The sequence below is a fragment of the Micromonospora eburnea genome (assembly GCF_900090225.1).
GTDB classification, from domain to species: Bacteria; Actinomycetota; Actinomycetes; order Mycobacteriales; family Micromonosporaceae; genus Micromonospora; species Micromonospora eburnea.
The window spans coordinates 682,253-698,245 of the sequence record NZ_FMHY01000002.1 but is presented as its reverse complement, the minus strand read 5'-3'; the positions used below and the strand labels follow the sequence as shown (position 1 = coordinate 698,245).

General features: G+C 74.7%; 12 protein-coding genes. 7 read left to right on the top strand and 5 right to left on the bottom strand.

Annotation, left to right across the window (positions count from 1 at the left end):
- Positions 1-8 precede the first annotated feature (8 nt).
- Genes GA0070604_RS03565 through GA0070604_RS03550 form a run of 4 tightly spaced genes read left to right on the top strand, consistent with a single transcriptional unit; the run spans position 9 to position 5,377 of the window.
- Complete coding sequence (locus GA0070604_RS03565) at positions 9-1,016, top strand: cytochrome d ubiquinol oxidase subunit II (RefSeq protein WP_091114057.1); 1,008 nt, start codon at positions 9-11, stop codon at positions 1,014-1,016.
- Positions 1,013-2,692 (top strand): thiol reductant ABC exporter subunit CydD, encoded by a 1,680-nt coding sequence (gene cydD, locus GA0070604_RS03560; RefSeq protein ID WP_091126879.1) that lies wholly within the window; start codon positions 1,013-1,015, stop codon positions 2,690-2,692. Before GA0070604_RS03565 ends, cydD begins: the two co-directional genes overlap by 4 nt.
- Positions 2,689-4,647, top strand: coding sequence for a thiol reductant ABC exporter subunit CydC (cydC, locus tag GA0070604_RS03555; RefSeq protein ID WP_244161730.1), 1,959 nt, complete (start codon positions 2,689-2,691; stop codon positions 4,645-4,647). The genes cydD and cydC overlap by 4 nt, the downstream gene beginning before the upstream one ends.
- A gap of 58 nt (positions 4,648-4,705) precedes the next feature.
- Positions 4,706-5,377, top strand: coding sequence for a permease prefix domain 1-containing protein (locus GA0070604_RS03550; RefSeq protein ID WP_091126877.1), 672 nt, complete (start codon positions 4,706-4,708; stop codon positions 5,375-5,377).
- Positions 5,378-5,386: 9 nt separating this feature from the next.
- Here the strand turns inward: GA0070604_RS03550 and GA0070604_RS03545 are convergent, their stop codons facing one another.
- Entirely contained in the window at positions 5,387-5,728 is a 342-nt protein-coding gene (locus GA0070604_RS03545; RefSeq protein WP_091114052.1) for a PadR family transcriptional regulator, read from the bottom strand.
- 117 nt (positions 5,729-5,845) lie between these two features.
- Between GA0070604_RS03545 and GA0070604_RS03540 the strand changes: the two genes are divergently transcribed.
- The 3 genes from GA0070604_RS03540 (at position 5,846) to GA0070604_RS03530 (ending at position 10,636) form a co-directional block, all read left to right on the top strand.
- The gene (locus GA0070604_RS03540) at positions 5,846-6,832 is read left to right on the top strand and encodes a DNA primase (RefSeq protein ID WP_091114048.1); all 987 of its coding nucleotides are present in this window, start codon (positions 5,846-5,848) and stop codon (positions 6,830-6,832) included.
- 63 nt (positions 6,833-6,895) lie between these two features.
- The gene (locus GA0070604_RS03535; protein WP_208601968.1) at positions 6,896-9,274 is read left to right on the top strand and encodes a transposase; all 2,379 of its coding nucleotides are present in this window, start codon (positions 6,896-6,898) and stop codon (positions 9,272-9,274) included.
- A 135-nt stretch (positions 9,275-9,409) separates the two neighbouring features.
- A complete protein-coding gene (locus tag GA0070604_RS03530) occupies positions 9,410-10,636 on the top strand; it encodes an ABC transporter substrate-binding protein (RefSeq protein ID WP_091114038.1) in 1,227 nt (408 codons plus the stop codon).
- Between the two features lie 204 nt (positions 10,637-10,840).
- Here the strand turns inward: GA0070604_RS03530 and GA0070604_RS03525 are convergent, their stop codons facing one another.
- The 4 genes from GA0070604_RS03525 to GA0070604_RS03510 all read right to left on the bottom strand — a co-directional run bounded on the left by GA0070604_RS03525 (position 10,841) and on the right by GA0070604_RS03510 (position 15,833).
- Positions 10,841-11,434, bottom strand: coding sequence for a GTP-binding protein (locus tag GA0070604_RS03525; RefSeq protein ID WP_091114034.1), 594 nt, complete (start codon positions 11,432-11,434; stop codon positions 10,841-10,843).
- 1 nt (position 11,435) lies between these two features.
- The gene (locus GA0070604_RS03520) at positions 11,436-11,813 is read right to left on the bottom strand and encodes a DUF742 domain-containing protein (protein WP_091114031.1); all 378 of its coding nucleotides are present in this window, start codon (positions 11,811-11,813) and stop codon (positions 11,436-11,438) included.
- Positions 11,814-11,913: 100 nt separating this feature from the next.
- A complete protein-coding gene (locus GA0070604_RS03515; RefSeq protein ID WP_091114028.1) occupies positions 11,914-12,318 on the bottom strand; it encodes a roadblock/LC7 domain-containing protein in 405 nt (134 codons plus the stop codon).
- Positions 12,315-15,833 carry a sensor histidine kinase gene (locus GA0070604_RS03510; protein ID WP_091114025.1) on the bottom strand — a complete coding sequence of 1,173 codons (3,519 nt, stop codon included), beginning with the start codon at positions 15,831-15,833 and terminating at the stop codon, positions 12,315-12,317. The genes GA0070604_RS03515 and GA0070604_RS03510 overlap by 4 nt, the downstream gene beginning before the upstream one ends.
- Between the last annotated feature and the right edge of the window lie 160 nt (positions 15,834-15,993).

Here is a 15,993-nt window from a genome sequence, read left to right as displayed (position 1 = left end):
AGCCCGCCGTGGAACTCGCCTGGTACGCCCTGCTCGGCCTCTTCTTCGCCACCTATCTCGTCCTCGGCGGCTACGACTACGGTGTCGGGCTGCTGCTCGCCCGCGGCGCAACCCCAGCGACCCGCCGGGCCGCGCTCACCGCCGTCGGGCCGTTCTTCCTCGGCAACGAGGTCTGGCTGGTGGCCGCCGTCGGCATCCTGTTCGGCGCGTTCCCACTCCTGGAGGGGGAACTGCTCTCCGGTTTCTACCCGGTCGTGCTCGGCGCGGTCGCCGGGGTGGTCCTGGTGACCGCCGGGGTGCAACTGCGCAGCCGGCCGCGCGCCGAGTCGGCCCGCGCCGGCTGGGACCGGGTGGTGGTGGCCGGCAGCACGCTCGCCGCCCTCGCCTGGGGTGCCCTGCTCGGCGGGCTGCTGCAAGGGGTGCCGCTGCGAGCCGACGGGCACGTCGCCGGAGTGGGCCACCTCTTCACCCCGTTCGTGGCCGCCGCCGCGCTGGCGATGCTGGCGCTGATCACCGTGCACGGTGCGACATTCCTCACCCTCCGGCTGCCGGCCGCCGACGTACCGCCGGTCGCCCGGCTGGCGCGCGGCCTGGTGCCGGTGGCGCTCGCCGCGGTCGCCGCAGCCACCGTCCTGGGCCTGCTCTCCGATCGGGTACGCGCCGCCGTCGCACGGCCGGCGCTCGCCGTACTCCTGCCGTTTGCGCTGGTCACGGCACTGCTGGTGGCCCGCGCGGCGCTCGGCCGGGGTCGGCCCGGGATGGCCTTCACGGCGAGCAGCGCGGCGCTGGCGCTGCCGGTGTTGCTGGTCGGCGCCGCCCTCTGGCCCCGGGTGCTGGTCTCCACCGGCGACCCGGGCACCTCGTTGACCGTCGCCGACGCCGCCGCGAGCGGGCCCACGCTGTCCCTGCTCGGCTGGCTCGCGCTGCCGCTCCTGCCGGCCCTACTAGGCTTTCAGGCGATGTGCTGGTGGGTGTTCCGGGGACGGACCGACGGCAGGGCACCGGTGTACTGGTGAACCGCCGCCCGTTCGACCCGAGACTGCTGCGCCGGGTCCCCGCGGCCCGGCGCGACCTCGCCATGCTCGCGGCGTTGGGCGGGCTGACCGCCCTGCTGGTGGTCGCGCAGGCCACCGCACTGGCCACGCTGCTGGCGACGGCGGTCGACGGGCGGTTGCACCGGCCGGCGCTGGCCGGCTTCGTGGCGGCGGTCGCCGCCCGGGCGCTGGTGAGCTGGGCGCAGGGCACGGTGGCGGCGCGGGCGGCGGCCACGGTGAAGGCCACGCTCCGCGCCGACCTGCTCGGCGCGGTCGGCCGGCACGGCCCCACCTGGGTGGCCGGCCAGCGGGCCGGGCAGCTCGCCACCCTCGCCGGGCGCGGCCTGGACGCGCTCGACCCCTACTTCACCGGTTACCTGCCGCAGCTCGTGCTGAGCGTGACCGTGCCGCTGGCCGTGCTGGCCCGGATCGTCCTCGCCGACTGGAGTTCGGCGGTGATCATCGCGCTGACCATCCCGCTCATCCCGATCTTCGGCGCCTTGCTCGGCTGGCAGGCGCAGGCCGCCACCGAACGGCAGTGGCGGCGGCTGTCGCTGCTCGGCGGGCACTTCCTCGACATGGTGGCCGGGCTGCCCACGCTGCGCGCGTTCGGCCGGGCCCGGGCCCAGGTCGACGTCGTCCGTCGGATGGCCGACGGGCATCGCCAGGCCACCATGAAGACGCTGCGGATCGCGTTCCTCTCCGCGCTGGTCCTCGAACTCGTCGCCACCCTCTCGGTGGCGCTGGTCGCGGTGCCGGTGGGCATCCGGCTGCTCGGCGGCGGGATCACCCTCTCCACCGCGCTGCTGGTGCTGCTGCTCACCCCGGAGGCGTACCTGCCCCTGCGGGCGGCGGGCAGCCGGTTCCACGCCAGCATGGAGGGGCTGACCGCGTTGGACGAGGCGCTCAGCGTCTCCGCCGAGCCGGCGTCCACCGTACCGGCGGGCGAGCGGCGCACCACGCCGGACGGGTCCGGCGAGATCCGCTTCGAGGGCGTCACCGTCGAGTACGAGCGGACCACCGCGCTGCGGGACGTCACCCTCACCATCCGCCCCGGCCAGCGAATCGCGGTCATCGGGCCCAGCGGCGCCGGCAAGAGCACGCTGCTCGGGCTGCTGCTCGGGTTCGTCACCCCGACCGCCGGCCGGGTCACCGTCGACGGGGTCGACCTCGCTGACGTCGACCTCGACGCCTGGCGGCGCCAGGTGGCCTGGGTGCCGCAGCGGGCCCACCTCTTCGCCGGCTCGCTGGCCGACAACATCCGCCTCGGCGCGCCCGACACCCCGGACGCCGCGCTCGCCCGCGCGGTCACCGACGCGGCGCTGGACGAGGTGATCACCGCCCTGCCCGACGGGCTGGCCACCACGCTGGGCGAGCGCGGGCACGGCCTGTCCAGCGGGCAACGGCAGCGGGTGGCGCTGGCCCGCGCGTTCCTCCGGGACGCCCCGCTGGTGCTCCTCGACGAGCCGACCGCCCGGCTGGACACCGCCAGCGAGGCGGTCGTGCTGGCCGCCACCCGGCGGCTGGTCGCCCGGCGTACCGCGCTGCTGGTCGCGCACCGGCCCGCACTGCTGGAGGACGCCGACCGGATCCTGCGGGTCGAGGACGGCCGGGTCACCGAGCTGACTCCGGTGCCGGCGGGGAAGGTGGCGGGATGACCGACGGACCGGTCGGGCCGGAGCGCCCCGACCAGCCGGTACGGGCCGTACCGGGCGGGACCTCGCCCGACGGCGTGACCCCGGCCGCCCGGGATCCCGGCACGCCGACCGCCGCCGAGCCGAACCCGGTCGAGCTGGCCCCGACCGGCCCGCGCGCCGGTGCCGCCCGCGACCGCCGGGCCGGCGCCGAGCGGGCCGTGCTGCGGCTGGCGCGGCCGTACCTGAGCCGGCTGCTGGGGGCCGGGCTGCTCGCCGCGGCCACCGAGTTCGCCGGGCTGGCCCTGATGGCCACCGCCACCTGGCTGCTGATGAGCGCCGCCGGGCGGCCGCCGCTGGACCGATTGACCGTGGCCATCGTCGCGGTCCGGGCCCTCGCGGTCAGCCGGGGCGTGTTCCGCTACACCGAACGGCTCGCCGGGCACGACGCGGTGCTCCGCATGATCACCGACGTCCGGGCCCGGGTCTTCGCCGCGCTGGCCACCCGGCGGGAGACCACCGCCCAGCGGACCGGGGACGCGCTGAGCCGGCTCGTCTCCGATGTGGAGGCGGTGCAGGACCTGCTGCTGCGGGTGCTCGTCCCGGGGGCGGCCGCCGCGCTGGTGAGCCTGCTCGCCGTCGGGGGCGCCGCGCTGATCTCGCCGCCGGCGGCCGGGGTGCTCGCCGTCGGGCTGCTGGTCGCCGGGGTGGCCCTGCCCGCGCTGGCCACCGCACTCACCCGACGGGCCGCCGACGAGGTGGCTCCGCTGCGCGGGGCGCTCGCCGCGGACGCGGTCGACCTGACCCACGGCGCCGCCGACCTGGCCGCGTTCGGGGCCACCGGCACCGCGCTCACCGCCGCCGAGGGGCGGGCCCGCCGGCTCGCCCGGCTGGAACGCCGGCTGGCCGCGACCGGTTTCGCGGTCGACGCGACCGGGGTGCTGGTCGGCGGGCTGACCGCCGCCGCCGTGGTCGTGGTGGCGTTGCGCGCGGGCGTGGGCGGGGTGCTGGTCGGCGTCCTGGCCGTCGGTGCCCTGGCCGCCGTCGAGACCGCCCTCGCCCTGGTCGGAGCCGCCCGACAGCGCACCCAGCTCCGGGCCGGCCTGGTCCGGGTGGCCGCCCTGCTCACCGCGCCCGCCCCGGCACCCGCCGCTGGCCCTGGCCTCGCTCCCGGTCCCACCCCGGGCTCCGGTCCCGAGCGCGAGCCGGCAGCCGCCGGGCACGAGGTGCGGTTCGCCGGGGTGACCGTGCGCTACCGGGAGGGCGCGGCACCCGCCCTCGACGGGATCGACCTGGACCTGCCGGCGGGTCGCCGGGTGGCCGTGGTCGGGCCGAGCGGTGCCGGCAAGAGCACCCTGGCCGCCGTGCTCACCGGGGCGGTACGCCCCGACACCGGTCGGGCCACCCTGGACGGGGTGGACGTGTCCGCGTACCCGGCCGAGGAGCTGCCCCGGCTGGTCGGCGGCCTGCTCGCCGAGGCGTACGTCTTCCATGCCTCGGTACGGGACAACCTGCTGCTCGGCCGGCCGCGGGCCGACGAGGAGGAGCTGACCGCCGCCGCTGCGGCGGCCGGCCTGCTGGACTGGGTACGCGCCCAGCCCGACGGCTGGGACACCGTGGTCGGTGAGCAGGGCGGGCAGCTCTCCGGCGGCCAGCGGCAGCGCCTCGCGCTGGCCCGGGCGCTGCTGGCCGCCCCGGCCGTGCTGGTGCTGGACGAGCCGACCGAGGGCCTCGACCCGGCCGCTGCGGACGCCGTACTCGCCTCGACGCTGGCCGCCACGCCGGCCGGCCGCTCCGTGCTGCTGATCAGCCACCGGCTCAGCGGCCTGTCCGGGTTCGACGAGATCGTGGTGCTCGACGCCGGCCGGGTGACACAGCGCGGCCGGCACGACGAACTGGTGGCGCAACCGGGCTGGTACCGCGACCAGTGGCTGCTCCAGGCCGCGGCCGAGCGCGGCTACCTCGCTCTCGCCCCCTGAGCGCGGTCCGGGAAATACCCGGACGCGGCCGCCGCCCCCGGATGGCAGGGTGGTGCCCATGCGTGGCTACCAGGACGTGCTCGTGGAGCAGCGGCTCGGCGAGCTGGCCGGCCGGTTGCGGGGGCCGGCCCGCCTCAAGGCCGACCTGCTGACCGAGGCGCGGCACGCGTTGCAGGACGCCGTCGAGGCGTACCGGGAGGGTGGCCTGCCGCCGGCGGAGGCCGAGCGGCGGGCGGTGGCCGAGTTCGGCAGCCCGGCCCAGCTGGTCCCCGGCTACCAGGCCGAGCTGGCGGCGGGGGCGCTGCGCGGGCTGGCGCTACGGGCGCTGGTGGTGGCGGTGGCGCTGATGGCCGGCGGGGACCTGACCTGGCGCGGGTCGAGCTGGAGCGACGGGCCCCGGCCGCCGGCGGGCTACCTGGTGCTCTCCGCCTCGCTGCACGGGATCTGGGCGCTGGTCGCCGGCCTGGCGCTGGCCGGGCTGCTGCTCGGCTTCCTGTCCGCCCGGTACGCGTCACCCCGGCTCGACCGGTGGGCCCGGGCGGTGGGCTACGGCCTGACCGGTGGGTTGGCGGGCGGCGCGCTCGGCGGCGCCGCCCTGTTCGGCTGGTCGGTCGGCCTCTGGGAGGCGGCCCTGACCTGGCCGCCGATGATCATCGGCGCGGTGCTGATCGGCGCCGGTTGGTTCGCGCTCGCCCGGGCGACCCGCTACTGGCTGGTGAGCGCCGGCTGACGGTGGCCGTCAGGCCGGCGTGGCGGGTGGCTCGTCGGTGCCGAGGAAGCGGCCCACCGTCGCGCTGAACTCGCGCCAGCCGGCCCGCTCTCCGGCGAGTGCCTGGCCGCCGGCCTCGGTGAGTTGGTACGTGCGCCGTTCCCGGCCGTTGACCGTGCTCCACGAGCTGGCCACGTAGCCGGCCCGCTCCAGCCGGCGCAGCGCCGGGTAGATGGTGCCGGTGGGCAGATCCAGGGTGCCCCCGCTGCGGGCCCGGAGCGCCTCGATGATGGCGTAGCCGTGCAGGGCGCCCTGCTCCAGCACCGCCAGCAGCAGCGCGTCCAGGTGTCCGTGCAGCGCCTGCGCCTTCATGTGTAGCAAGGCTACCTGTCTACCGGCCGGGACGCCACCGGGGTGGACTCCCGGCCACACCGGGTCGCCCACTAGGGTATGTGCGCAGAGTCACTCGGCGGCCGGAGGCGCCGCCGGGTGGGCAACCCGAAGCACACGGAGGTCAGCGTGGCCCGCCAGTCGCCCCAACGGCCCGACGCCGACGAGCCCGAGCTCGACGAAACCACCGCGTCGGCCGCCGAAGACGAGGTCGAGGCCGACCGCCCGGCCCCGGACCGCACGCTCTGGGAGGAGCTGCGGATCGACCCGGTGGAGATCGCCCTGCCCGCCGGCACCGGCTTCACCCTCCGGGCGTACCGGCCGGCGCGGGAGCTGACCCCCACGGACGTCGCCGAGCGCGACCAGGAGGACCCCTTCCTGGCCCGCCGCCAGGTCGTCGAGGCCGAGGACGACGAGGAGGTGGTGATCCTCGACGAGGAGTTCGCCGCCCTCTCCGCCGAGGACGACGAGGAGGCCGGGACCGAGCGGCCGAAGGGACGCCGCCGCGGTAAGGCCGAGACGACCGACGAGGCGGAGAAGGTCGAGGAGGACGAGGACGAGGCGGACGAGGACGAGGACGAGGCGGACGACGCCGGCGACGAGGAGGTCCCGGCCTTCCTCAGCCACCGCGGCCGGCTACTGCTGTTCAAGACCCCGGAGTCGCTGGTCAGTTTCGTCCGTTCCGGCGCACCCAACGACCTGTCTCAACTGGACAGTTGGAGTGAACTGTCCGAACGGGTGGAACCGGCCGACATCGTGCCGCTGGACGAGGACACCTACGAGCTCGACCTCGTGGTGGAGAACCTCCGCGGCGGCCACGACGCGTGGGACCCCGCCCTCCTGATCGAGGCCGGCGAAATCGCTCGTGACGTGGCGTACGCGATGCGGCTACCTGCCGTACTGGACATGCTCTCCGCCGGCTCCAGCCTCGACGACCTGGACGAGGCCCTGCGCGCGACGGTCAACGGCGGGATCGGCGGTTTCCTGGGTCGGCGCCGACTGAAGAAAATCGGGGCACAAACCGCAAGTTTGGGTTGGCGCACCATTGTCGGCAAGATCTCTGCTGTGGTGGACTGGCGCGACTGACCCGGAGCGGGGAGCATCAGTCTCTGGCAGAGCAAGCCCTGTGTCCGGGAGGAGGACGACGCCGTGGCGCTCGTGCGCGTGTACTGCGGCCTGGCCTCGGCGGATCCGGCCGACCGGCCGGATTCGGCCGGTTCGGCGCTGACGTCCGCTGTGGTCGACGACGCAGGCCGTCTGCTGCATGTCTGCGAGATCGGCGACGAACCCGCTGGCTACGCCCAGCTGGTCGCGCTGCTCGTGGAGCGGTCGGGCGGACCGAGCGGTGCGGCCATCGCTGCCGACAGTGACGACCACACGGTCACCTCGCTGCTCAGCGCGGCCGGCCGGCCGCTGGCGATCGCGGACGACGACTCGGTCGACGACTTCGCCGAGCGCTTCGCCGACGACGACTCGCTGGAGGAGATGCAGGCCCCGCCGGCCGTGCGCCGGGCGGTCGGGCTGGCCCGGGCGTTGCAGGCCGGCGCCCTCTCCGCGGTCACCCTGCCGGCGCCCCGCGACCTCGCCGGTTTCAAGCAGGTCCTCGCCGCGCACGCCGCACTGGCCAGCGGGCGGCACTCCGCCGCGGTGGCGCTGCGCGAGGTGCTCCGCGAGCTCTACCCGGCCGCCCTCCGGGCCTACCCGGACCCGGCCGAGCCGGTCTCCCTGGCCGTCCTCGACGCGCTGCCGGAGCCCAGCATGCTCAGCGGCACGGTGGCCCGGGGCCGCGAGGTGTCGGTCGCGGCGGACGCCGTCGCCGCGCACCTGGCGGCCGAGGGCGTCGCCGACGCCGAAACCATCAACGACGCGGTGACCGCGCTGCGGGTCGCCATCGCCGAGACGCCCCGGCGGGCCACCGTCAACCGGGCGCTCACCGCCGCCGTCGCCGAGACGGTACGGCAGGCGGTCTCCTCCGTGCGGGCCTGCGACGCCGGCTGCACGGCGCTGGTGAGCGCGCTCAGCGCCCGGGTCGGCACCCCCACCACGGTGCCCGGCCGCCGGGCCGCCGCCCGGCGCGGCGAGTCGGGCGGCGAGCGGCCCGAGCCCACCAACGCCGGCGCCGGTCTGCGGACGGTCCGGCCGGCGGAGCCCGAGCCGGTGGGCCGGCGCAGCCTTCCGGAGCCGGTCTCCGGACCGGCCGCCCCGGCGTCGCCTCGACCGCTCGGCCCACCTCCGGTCGCCCCGTCACCGGTCACGCCGCCGCCCGTCGCCCCCGCGCCGATCACCCCGGCCGCCGCGGCCGGCATGCCGGGCTCGGCACCACCGTCGCGTCCCGAGTCGGCCGGCGCACCGATGCCGCAGCGCGTGGACGGGCCCACCAACCGGCCGGTCTCCGCGCCGCCTCCGCCGCCGCCGGGGATGACCCCGATCGCCCCCGCGCAGCGGAGCAAGGTGCCACCGGCCGAGGCCGGCGAGCCGTTCCGCCCGACGCTGACCACCGCGGCGATCAACAAGGCCCGCGCCGAGCGCCAGCGCACGGTCATCCCGCCGCGCCCCAAGACCACCCCCCAGGAGCCGCCCACCGGTGGCTTCAGCGCCACCGACCTGAGCGTCCCGGTGCCGGCACCACGTCCCGTGCAGGAGGCCGCCCCCCCGGGCTCCCGGGCCAACTGGCCGCTGGTCAACAACGGCGACCAGGACGACCGCGCCGCGGAGACGCCGGGCGGCTACCCGTACGGCGACCGGGGCGGCGACCCGCCGACCGATCCCGGCACCAGCCGGGTCACGCCGCCGTGGCTCGCCGACGACCTGCCCCAGGAGCCGCCGATGCTGCGGCTGGTGGAGCCGCCGCCGCTGGCCGACCGGGCACTGCGCGACGAGTTGGACCCGCCGACCGACCCGGGCCTGGACACCCCGTCGCTGCGGCTGGTCGACCGGCAGCCGGCCGACCGGTCCGGCCGACCGGCAGCACCCCACGCCGACCTGCCCGGCTCGCCGGAGCGCCTCGACCACTCCAGCTCGGCGCGTCTGACGCCGCGTCGTGACCTGGAGCAGCCGCCCGCGCCGAAGGAGCACCGGCCGCCGCCGGTCTCCGACGAGGGCGACGGCGACCTGCTGATCTTCGCTCAGGCGAAGTCCGCCTGGTTCGTCGGGCACGGCGACGACGCCGATCTGGACTGGTCGAGCACCGCCGACACCGGCTGGCAGGCCGCCGAGCAGGCGGCCCGCCCGGCGGTCGGCTCGGAGACCAAGGCCGGCCTGCCGAAGCGCGTCCCGCAGGCCAACCTGGTGCCGGGCTCGCCGCTGCGCGACGAGCGGCCACTGCGGATCGTGCGGAACGCGGCCAGCCTCGCCGAGAACACCACCGGCTACTTCCGCGGTTGGCGGCGCGGCCAGGAGATCGGCGGCTTCGCCGTCGGCGGCCGTCCGGGGCGGGAAGCGGCCGGTGGCTGGGACTTCAGCCGCGACACCGGGGACCGCGACGACGAGCGGGAATACGAGTACCGTTCCGCCGGCTACCGGTCCTGATCGGAGCCGCCCCCCCCTTCCCACCTGCGTGTTTCTGCCCACACCCGGATAATTTGACGCCGGGTCGGGCCGGCCGGGAGCATACCCGGCGGAACACCCGGCGGCGGGCGTCGCCGGGGTGGGAAGGCGATTCCAATGGCAACACCGGCATTCGACTCCTCCGTGCTGACCCGTCGGGGCGTCCTCGCCGCCGCGGCCGGCAGTCTGCTGCTCGCCGGCTGTGGGCAGCGGAACCGACAACCGGACGACGACCCGACCGGCAGTGGCGCGCCCGGCGGCCACGAACTGGTGATCGGCGCCAGCCTGGAGCTGACCGGCAGGGGAGCCGCTCTCGGCGTGCCCCAGCAACGGGCCATGGAGATCACCCAAGAGGTCCTGAACCTCACCGGCATCCCGGTCGGCAACCTGCGGCGTACCGTCCGCCTGGAGATCCGGGACAACCGCAGCGACCCCCGGGAGGCAGCCCGGCAGGCCACCGAGCTGGCCCAGCGGACCCAGGTGCACGCACTGGTCGGCGGCACCTCCACCGAGACCTCGATGGCGATCGTCGAGGTCGCCCAGAAGCTCCAGGTGCCGTTCCTGTCGCTGGCAGCCGGGGACGACATCGCACTGCCGCTGGCTCAGCGCACGTACATCTACAAGCTCACCCCGGATGCCGGCGACGTGGCCCGCCGGATGGCCCGCCTGATCGAGTCGCTGGGCATCCGGCGGGTCGCCCTGCTGGCCGCCGCCGGGCTGTACGGCGACTCGGGCGTACGAGCGGTACGTGGCGCGCTGCGCGACGTCGGCGTGGAACTGGTGCGGACCGTCCGGATGCCCGCCTCGGGCCGGAGCCTCACCTCGGTCGCTCGGCGAGCCGCGACCGGTGAGCCGGACGGAGTGATCGTCTGGAGCACCGCCCCGGACTCCGGTGCAGCGGCCCGCGAACTGCGCCGGGCCGGTCACCGGGGGCTGCTCTTCTTCGACCCGGGGGCGGTCGTCGAGGACACCCTCTCCGGACCGAACGCCGCCGCTGTCGAGGGGGCGTACGCCATCCATCCGTCCTGCATCGCGGTCAGCACGCTGACCACGACCACCACCGCGGAGCTGGCCCGGCGCGACTTCACCTACAGCTACATCCAGCGGCACGGCACCTTCAGCGGCTTCGCCCCGTACGCCTCGGACGCGCTCCAGTTGCTCGCCGGGGCGGCCCGATCGGCGGGCAGCGTCGACCGTGGCCGGCTGCGGGCGTACCTCCAGACGCAGGTGACCGAGGGCATCGCTGGCGGGTACGCCTTCGCCCCGATCCGCCACGGCGGCATGGAACGCGACTCACTCGGCGTCTACGTGGTCAGCCAGGCTGCCTGGACCCGATACTCCTGAGACCATCCGGCCGGCCGAGCCCGGGGCCACCCGGGGCCGGGCCGGCCGGGATGCTGCGTCGAGCGCCCGGTAACCGCAGGTCACCGGGCGCTTCGTCACGCCGGTCAGGCGGGCGCTTTGTCACGCCGGTCAGGCGGGCGCTTTGTCACGCCGGTCAGGCGGGCGCTTTGTCACGCCGGTCAGGCGGGCGCTTTGTCACGCCGGTCAGGCGGGCGCGACCGCCCGCGAACGCCGCATGGTGAGCACGTACTCGACGAGCGAGATCAGCACGTGCTTGGTCGACTCCCGGTTCCGGGCGTCGCACGCCACCACCGGCACGTGGCTGGAGATCGCCAGCGCGTCCCGGACGTCCTGCGGGTCGTGGTACTGCATGCCGTCGAAGCAGTTGATGGCCACCAGGTACGGCAGCCGCCGGTGCTCGAAGAAGTCGATGGCGGCGAAGCAGTCGGCCAGTCGACGGGTGTCGACCAGCACCACGGCACCGATGGCGCCACGGACCAACTCGTCCCACATGAACCAGAACCGGGTCTGACCCGGCGTACCGAACAGGTACAGGATCAGGTCGCGGTCGATCGAGATACGACCGAAGTCCATCGCCACGGTGGTCGTCGTCTTGCCCGGCACCTGCCGGGTGTCGTCGACGCCCACGCCGGCGGAGGTCATGATGGCCTCGGTGGTCAGCGGCGTGATCTCCGAGACCGACCCGACCAGCGTCGTCTTGCCAACGCCGAATCCACCGGCGATAACGATCTTCGCCGACGTCACGCGCCCGCTCTGGGCCGGCGGCCGGTGCGACATGTCAGAGCCTGCGAAGTCCACTCAGCACCCTCTCCAGCAGTTCAGTGCCCACCGCGTCGTCGGAGTCTTCCAAAATGGTCGGCTCGTGCACCGCGACCAGGCCGTCCGTCGCCATGTCGGCGATGAGCACCCGGGCCACGCCGAGCGGAAGCTGCATCCGCGCCGCGATCTCGGCGAGCGATTGCACACGTCCGTCGCACAGCGCGGCGATGTACTGGTGCTCACGGCTCTGGCCGCCATTGCCAGTGGCAACGGCCCGGCCGCGCACCGTCGTCTCGACGAGCGCCTCCAGGGCGATCTCGAGCCGGGGACGGGTACGACCTCGGGTCACGGCGTATGGACGGACCAACGCGCCGGTCGGCTCGTCACGATCGACCATGTCGCCGCTCACCTCCTTCCCACCCGCTACCGGTTCGCTCCGGTGACACCCGTCGTTGTCGTAGTTGTTGCCGCTCCTGACCCACCGGTCAGCGCGTCGATCAGCCCATCATCCCGACAGCCGTACGCGGCTGCGGGGTCAGTGCATCGCCCACCCGGTCGACGAGCAGGGCCATCTCGTAACCGACCTGGCCGACGTCGCTGCTCCGAGCGGCGAGCACCGCAAACGAGGAACCGTCCGAAATGGACATGAGGAACAGGAAGCCGTTGTCCATCTCGACGACGGTCTGGAGCACCGCCCCGCCCTCGAAGCATCGCGCCGCGCCCTGGGTCAGGCTGACCAGGCCGGACGCGATGGCCGCGAGCTGGTCCGCACGGTCCCGCGGAAGGTCACGGGACGCAGCGAGGAGCAGGCCGTCGGCCGAGACCGCGACCGCGTGCGCCACACCGGGCACCCGGTCGGCGAAGTTGGCGAGCAGCCAACCGAGATCCTGCGTACTAGTCATCCTTGTTGCTCCTTCTGCCCGCTCCCGGCCACCGGGCCTGAGCCAGACTGCGAAGACTGCTGCCCGCCCGGAGTCGCCTCCGGGCCGGCCGAGTTGCTGTCGGACGGGTGGTTACGCCCCCGTTGTACGCCTCGATGGTAGGCCGAGAGCAGACCCCGAACGGCCTCCGGCGTCCGGCGCTGCACCGAGGTGCTCGGCTTCTCGATGCCACCGGGAACGAGCTGTGCCATCGGCACCCGCTTGGGCAGGCCCTTTCGGGTGGTCTCGGCGACCGGTACCTCGGTGGCCGCCGAGGCGGCCCGCCAACCATCGTCCGCCGCGGTCTGCCAGCCGGGTGACTGCTGCGGCACCCGGCGGTTCGGCATGGCCTCGGCGTAGCCGGGACGACCGCCCCCACTCGACGATCCGTTGTCGTGTGGCGCTCCGCCGGTCGTCGGAGTGTGTGGCATCGGCGCGTTACCTGTCGTCCCGGGTGTGGTCTGCTGGGCGGCCCGACCGGCGGTGTCGACCCTGGCGAACTGCTGGGTCGGGGCACCGCCCGCGGCGGGGGCCGCCGGAGCTGCGGCCGACTCCTCCGGCCCCGGCCGCCGGGTACGGAACCAGGCCGACTCGAGCTCGCGGAAGATCGGCAGCTCCATCGTCTCGTCCGCGTACCGCTGTTGGTTGGCCCCCTGCCGCGGAGCCGTCGGTGCCGGCATCGGCGCCGGCCGGCTGACGGCCACCGGCGTCTCCGGGCGGGTGACCCGGGGCAGCTCGGTGGTCATGTCGAGGCCAGCGGCGAGACGCTCCGGCACCGGCGGGGCGGCGGCCGGGTCGGGCGCGGCGACCGGTGGCCAGGCCGGCGGGGCGCCGACGCTCGGCGCGGCGGTTGGCGGAGCCGGACGCGGCGGCACCTGGCTCACCGGCGGCACGGAGACCGGCGCCGCGGAGACGGGCTGACCCGAGACCGGCGCCGCGGAGACCGGCACGCCGGAGATCGGCGGGAACGGCGGCGCGGAAATCGGCGGCACGGGCGGCGCGGAGACCGGCGGCACGGGCGGCGCGGAAACCGGCGGCACCGGCGGCACCGAGACCGGCGGCGCGCTGTACGGGTGCGCCTCGGGGCTGGTCGGCAGCTGGCGCGGGATGGCCGGCTGCTGGCCGCCGCTGGCCGGGTCACTCCCGGCCGGGCCGCGCCGCTGCGGCAGCGGGTCGATCGGCTGGCCGTTGGGCGTCCGCGGGGCGAAGGCGCCGTCGCGCGGGAACCCGTTCCCCCCGGCGGGGGTGGCCCCGGTGAGGTCGGACCAGGCCGGCATCGACCGTCCCCCGCCGGCGTTGGCCGGGGTGCCGGAGCCGTTGGACGGCGCCGGATCGAAGGAGCGGCCGCCCAGCGTCACCTGGTTGCCGGACGCGCCGGGGCGCGGGGCCGGCGGGGTGGCCGGACCGCTGCCGAAGGCCGCGAAGGCACCGAGCGTCGGGGCCGGGTTGTTGCCCTGCTGCTGGCCGGTGGCCGCAGCCGGGAGGGCGGGCGGCTGCTGCCCCCGGCCGGCGAGGGCCCGCGGCACCAGGACCGAGGTGGGCAGGGTGACGTCCGCCACCGTGCCCCGGTCGGTGCCCGGCCTCAGCTCGACCTTGACGCTGTGCCGGGCCGCCAGCCGGGCGACCACGACCAGACCCATCATCCGGGAGACCGCGACGTCCACCTGCGGCGGAGTGGCGAGCCGTTCGTTCAGCTCGCGCAGCTGCTCCGGGCTGATGCCGATGCCCCGGTCCTCGACGTAGAGCGAGGCGCGGTCGCCCACCCGCCGAGCCTCGACCATGACGTGCGAGTCCGGCGGAGAGAAGGCGGTGGCGTTGTCGAACAGCTCGGCCACGAGGTGCACCATGTCGTTGACCGCGTGGGCGGCGACCTCGATGTCCCGGTCGATCACGCCGAACTCGATCCGGGTGTAGTGCTCGACCTCGGACTGGGCGGCGCGGAGCACGTCGATGAGGGCGGCCGGCTCGCGCTGCACGCGGGTGGAGTCCGCGCCGGCGAGGACCAGCAGGTTCTCGTCGTTGCGGCGCATCCGGGTGGCCAGGTGGTCGAGCTGGAACAGCTCGGCCAACCGGTCCGGGTCCTCCTCGCCGCGCTCCAGCCGGTCGAGGTGGCCGATCAACCGGTCGACCAGGATCTGCGACCGGCGGGCCAGGTTGACGAACATCGTCGCGACGGACGCCCGGAGGGCGGCCTGCTCGGCGGCGGTCCGGACGGCCTCCAGGTGGACGGCGTTGAACGCCTCGGTCACCTGGCCGAACTCGTCCTTGCTGCGGACCGGCAGCGGCTCGGCGATCTGGTTGGCCACCTGCACCGGAGAGAGCTGGCCGGTGACCTGCGGATCACGCAGTCGGGCCACCGCCTGCGGCAGGCCGTACTGGGCGACCGAGAGGGCGCCCTGCCGCAGCTCGCGCAGCGACCGGGCCATCGACCGGGCGACCAGGTACGCGAAGAGGATGGCCAGCACCAGGACGCTGAGCAGCAGGCCGCTCTCCAGCCACACCTGGACCTTCGTGTCCGAGCGGAGCCGCTCGGCCTGCCGGACCACGTCCTTGTCGAGCTTCTCCTCGACCGTCCGCATCGCCCCGGCGTTGGCCACCATGGCGGCGTCCCACTGGTCCGTCTTGAACGTCACGTCGCTCAGGTTGCCGTCGCGGGCGTCCTTGACCTGCGAGGTGTAGTTCTTCAACAGGCGCAGGTCCGAGCTGGCCACGGTCTGGTCGAAGAACTCGGAGTCGGTCGTGGTGGCGACCGCCTTGAATGCCTGCAACGCCTGCGCCTGGCCGGTTTCGCTGGCGATGAACTGCTCGCGCAGGATCGGGGTGAGGCGCTTGCTCAACAACGCCTGGTGGACGACCACGCGGCGCTGGGAGAGGTACTCCCGCTGCCGGGCGACCGCGGCGGCGACGCGCATCTGGTCACTCAGGTCGTTGTTGCCGGCCAGCTGGGTGGCCGAGTCGCGGATCGCGAGCAGGTTGTTGATCAGACCTTCGTACGACTTCTCGGCCTCGTCGATCTTCAACTTGCCGTTGTGCACCTGGCTACGGGTGGCCGGCAGGTCGGAAAGCCTCTGGTCGATGTCGTCGAGCAGCTTCTCGAAGCTCTTCGGCAGCTTGTCGATCGCGGTCCGTTGCCGGGAGTAGGGCGCTCTCCGCTGGTCGACCCGCGAGTTGGCCCGGTTGTAGGCCTCCTGATACTGGGCCCTGGTCTGGACCTGGTTGGCGCTGAGGAAGAGCACGGCGTTGACCCGCTCGTCCTGCAGGGTGTCGACCAGGTCACCCGAGTAGCCGATCAGGTTGGCCAGGTCACCGGCCCGGTTGGCATTGTTGAGCGTGCCCAGGTGGTCGACCAGACCGCTGGTGCCCACCACGATCGTGGCGATGGTCGGCACGATCATGATCAGACCGAGCTTGGACCAGATCGGCATGTCGCGGAGCCGGCTGGCCGGCCGGCGCAGTCGCGACAGGAAGGAGCCCGCCGTCTTTGGCCGTTTGCTCACGTCACCGCCCTCGCATTACCGCGTCCGGACGTCACCCTTGGGCAACGCCGAGCGACCGACCCGGCGGGTCGGACCTCCGAGATTCCATCACGCCGCCCCGCAAAGAGAAAGCCCAGGTTGTCCCTCACCAGAGGTGTGATGAGATGTTGATGCAATTTGA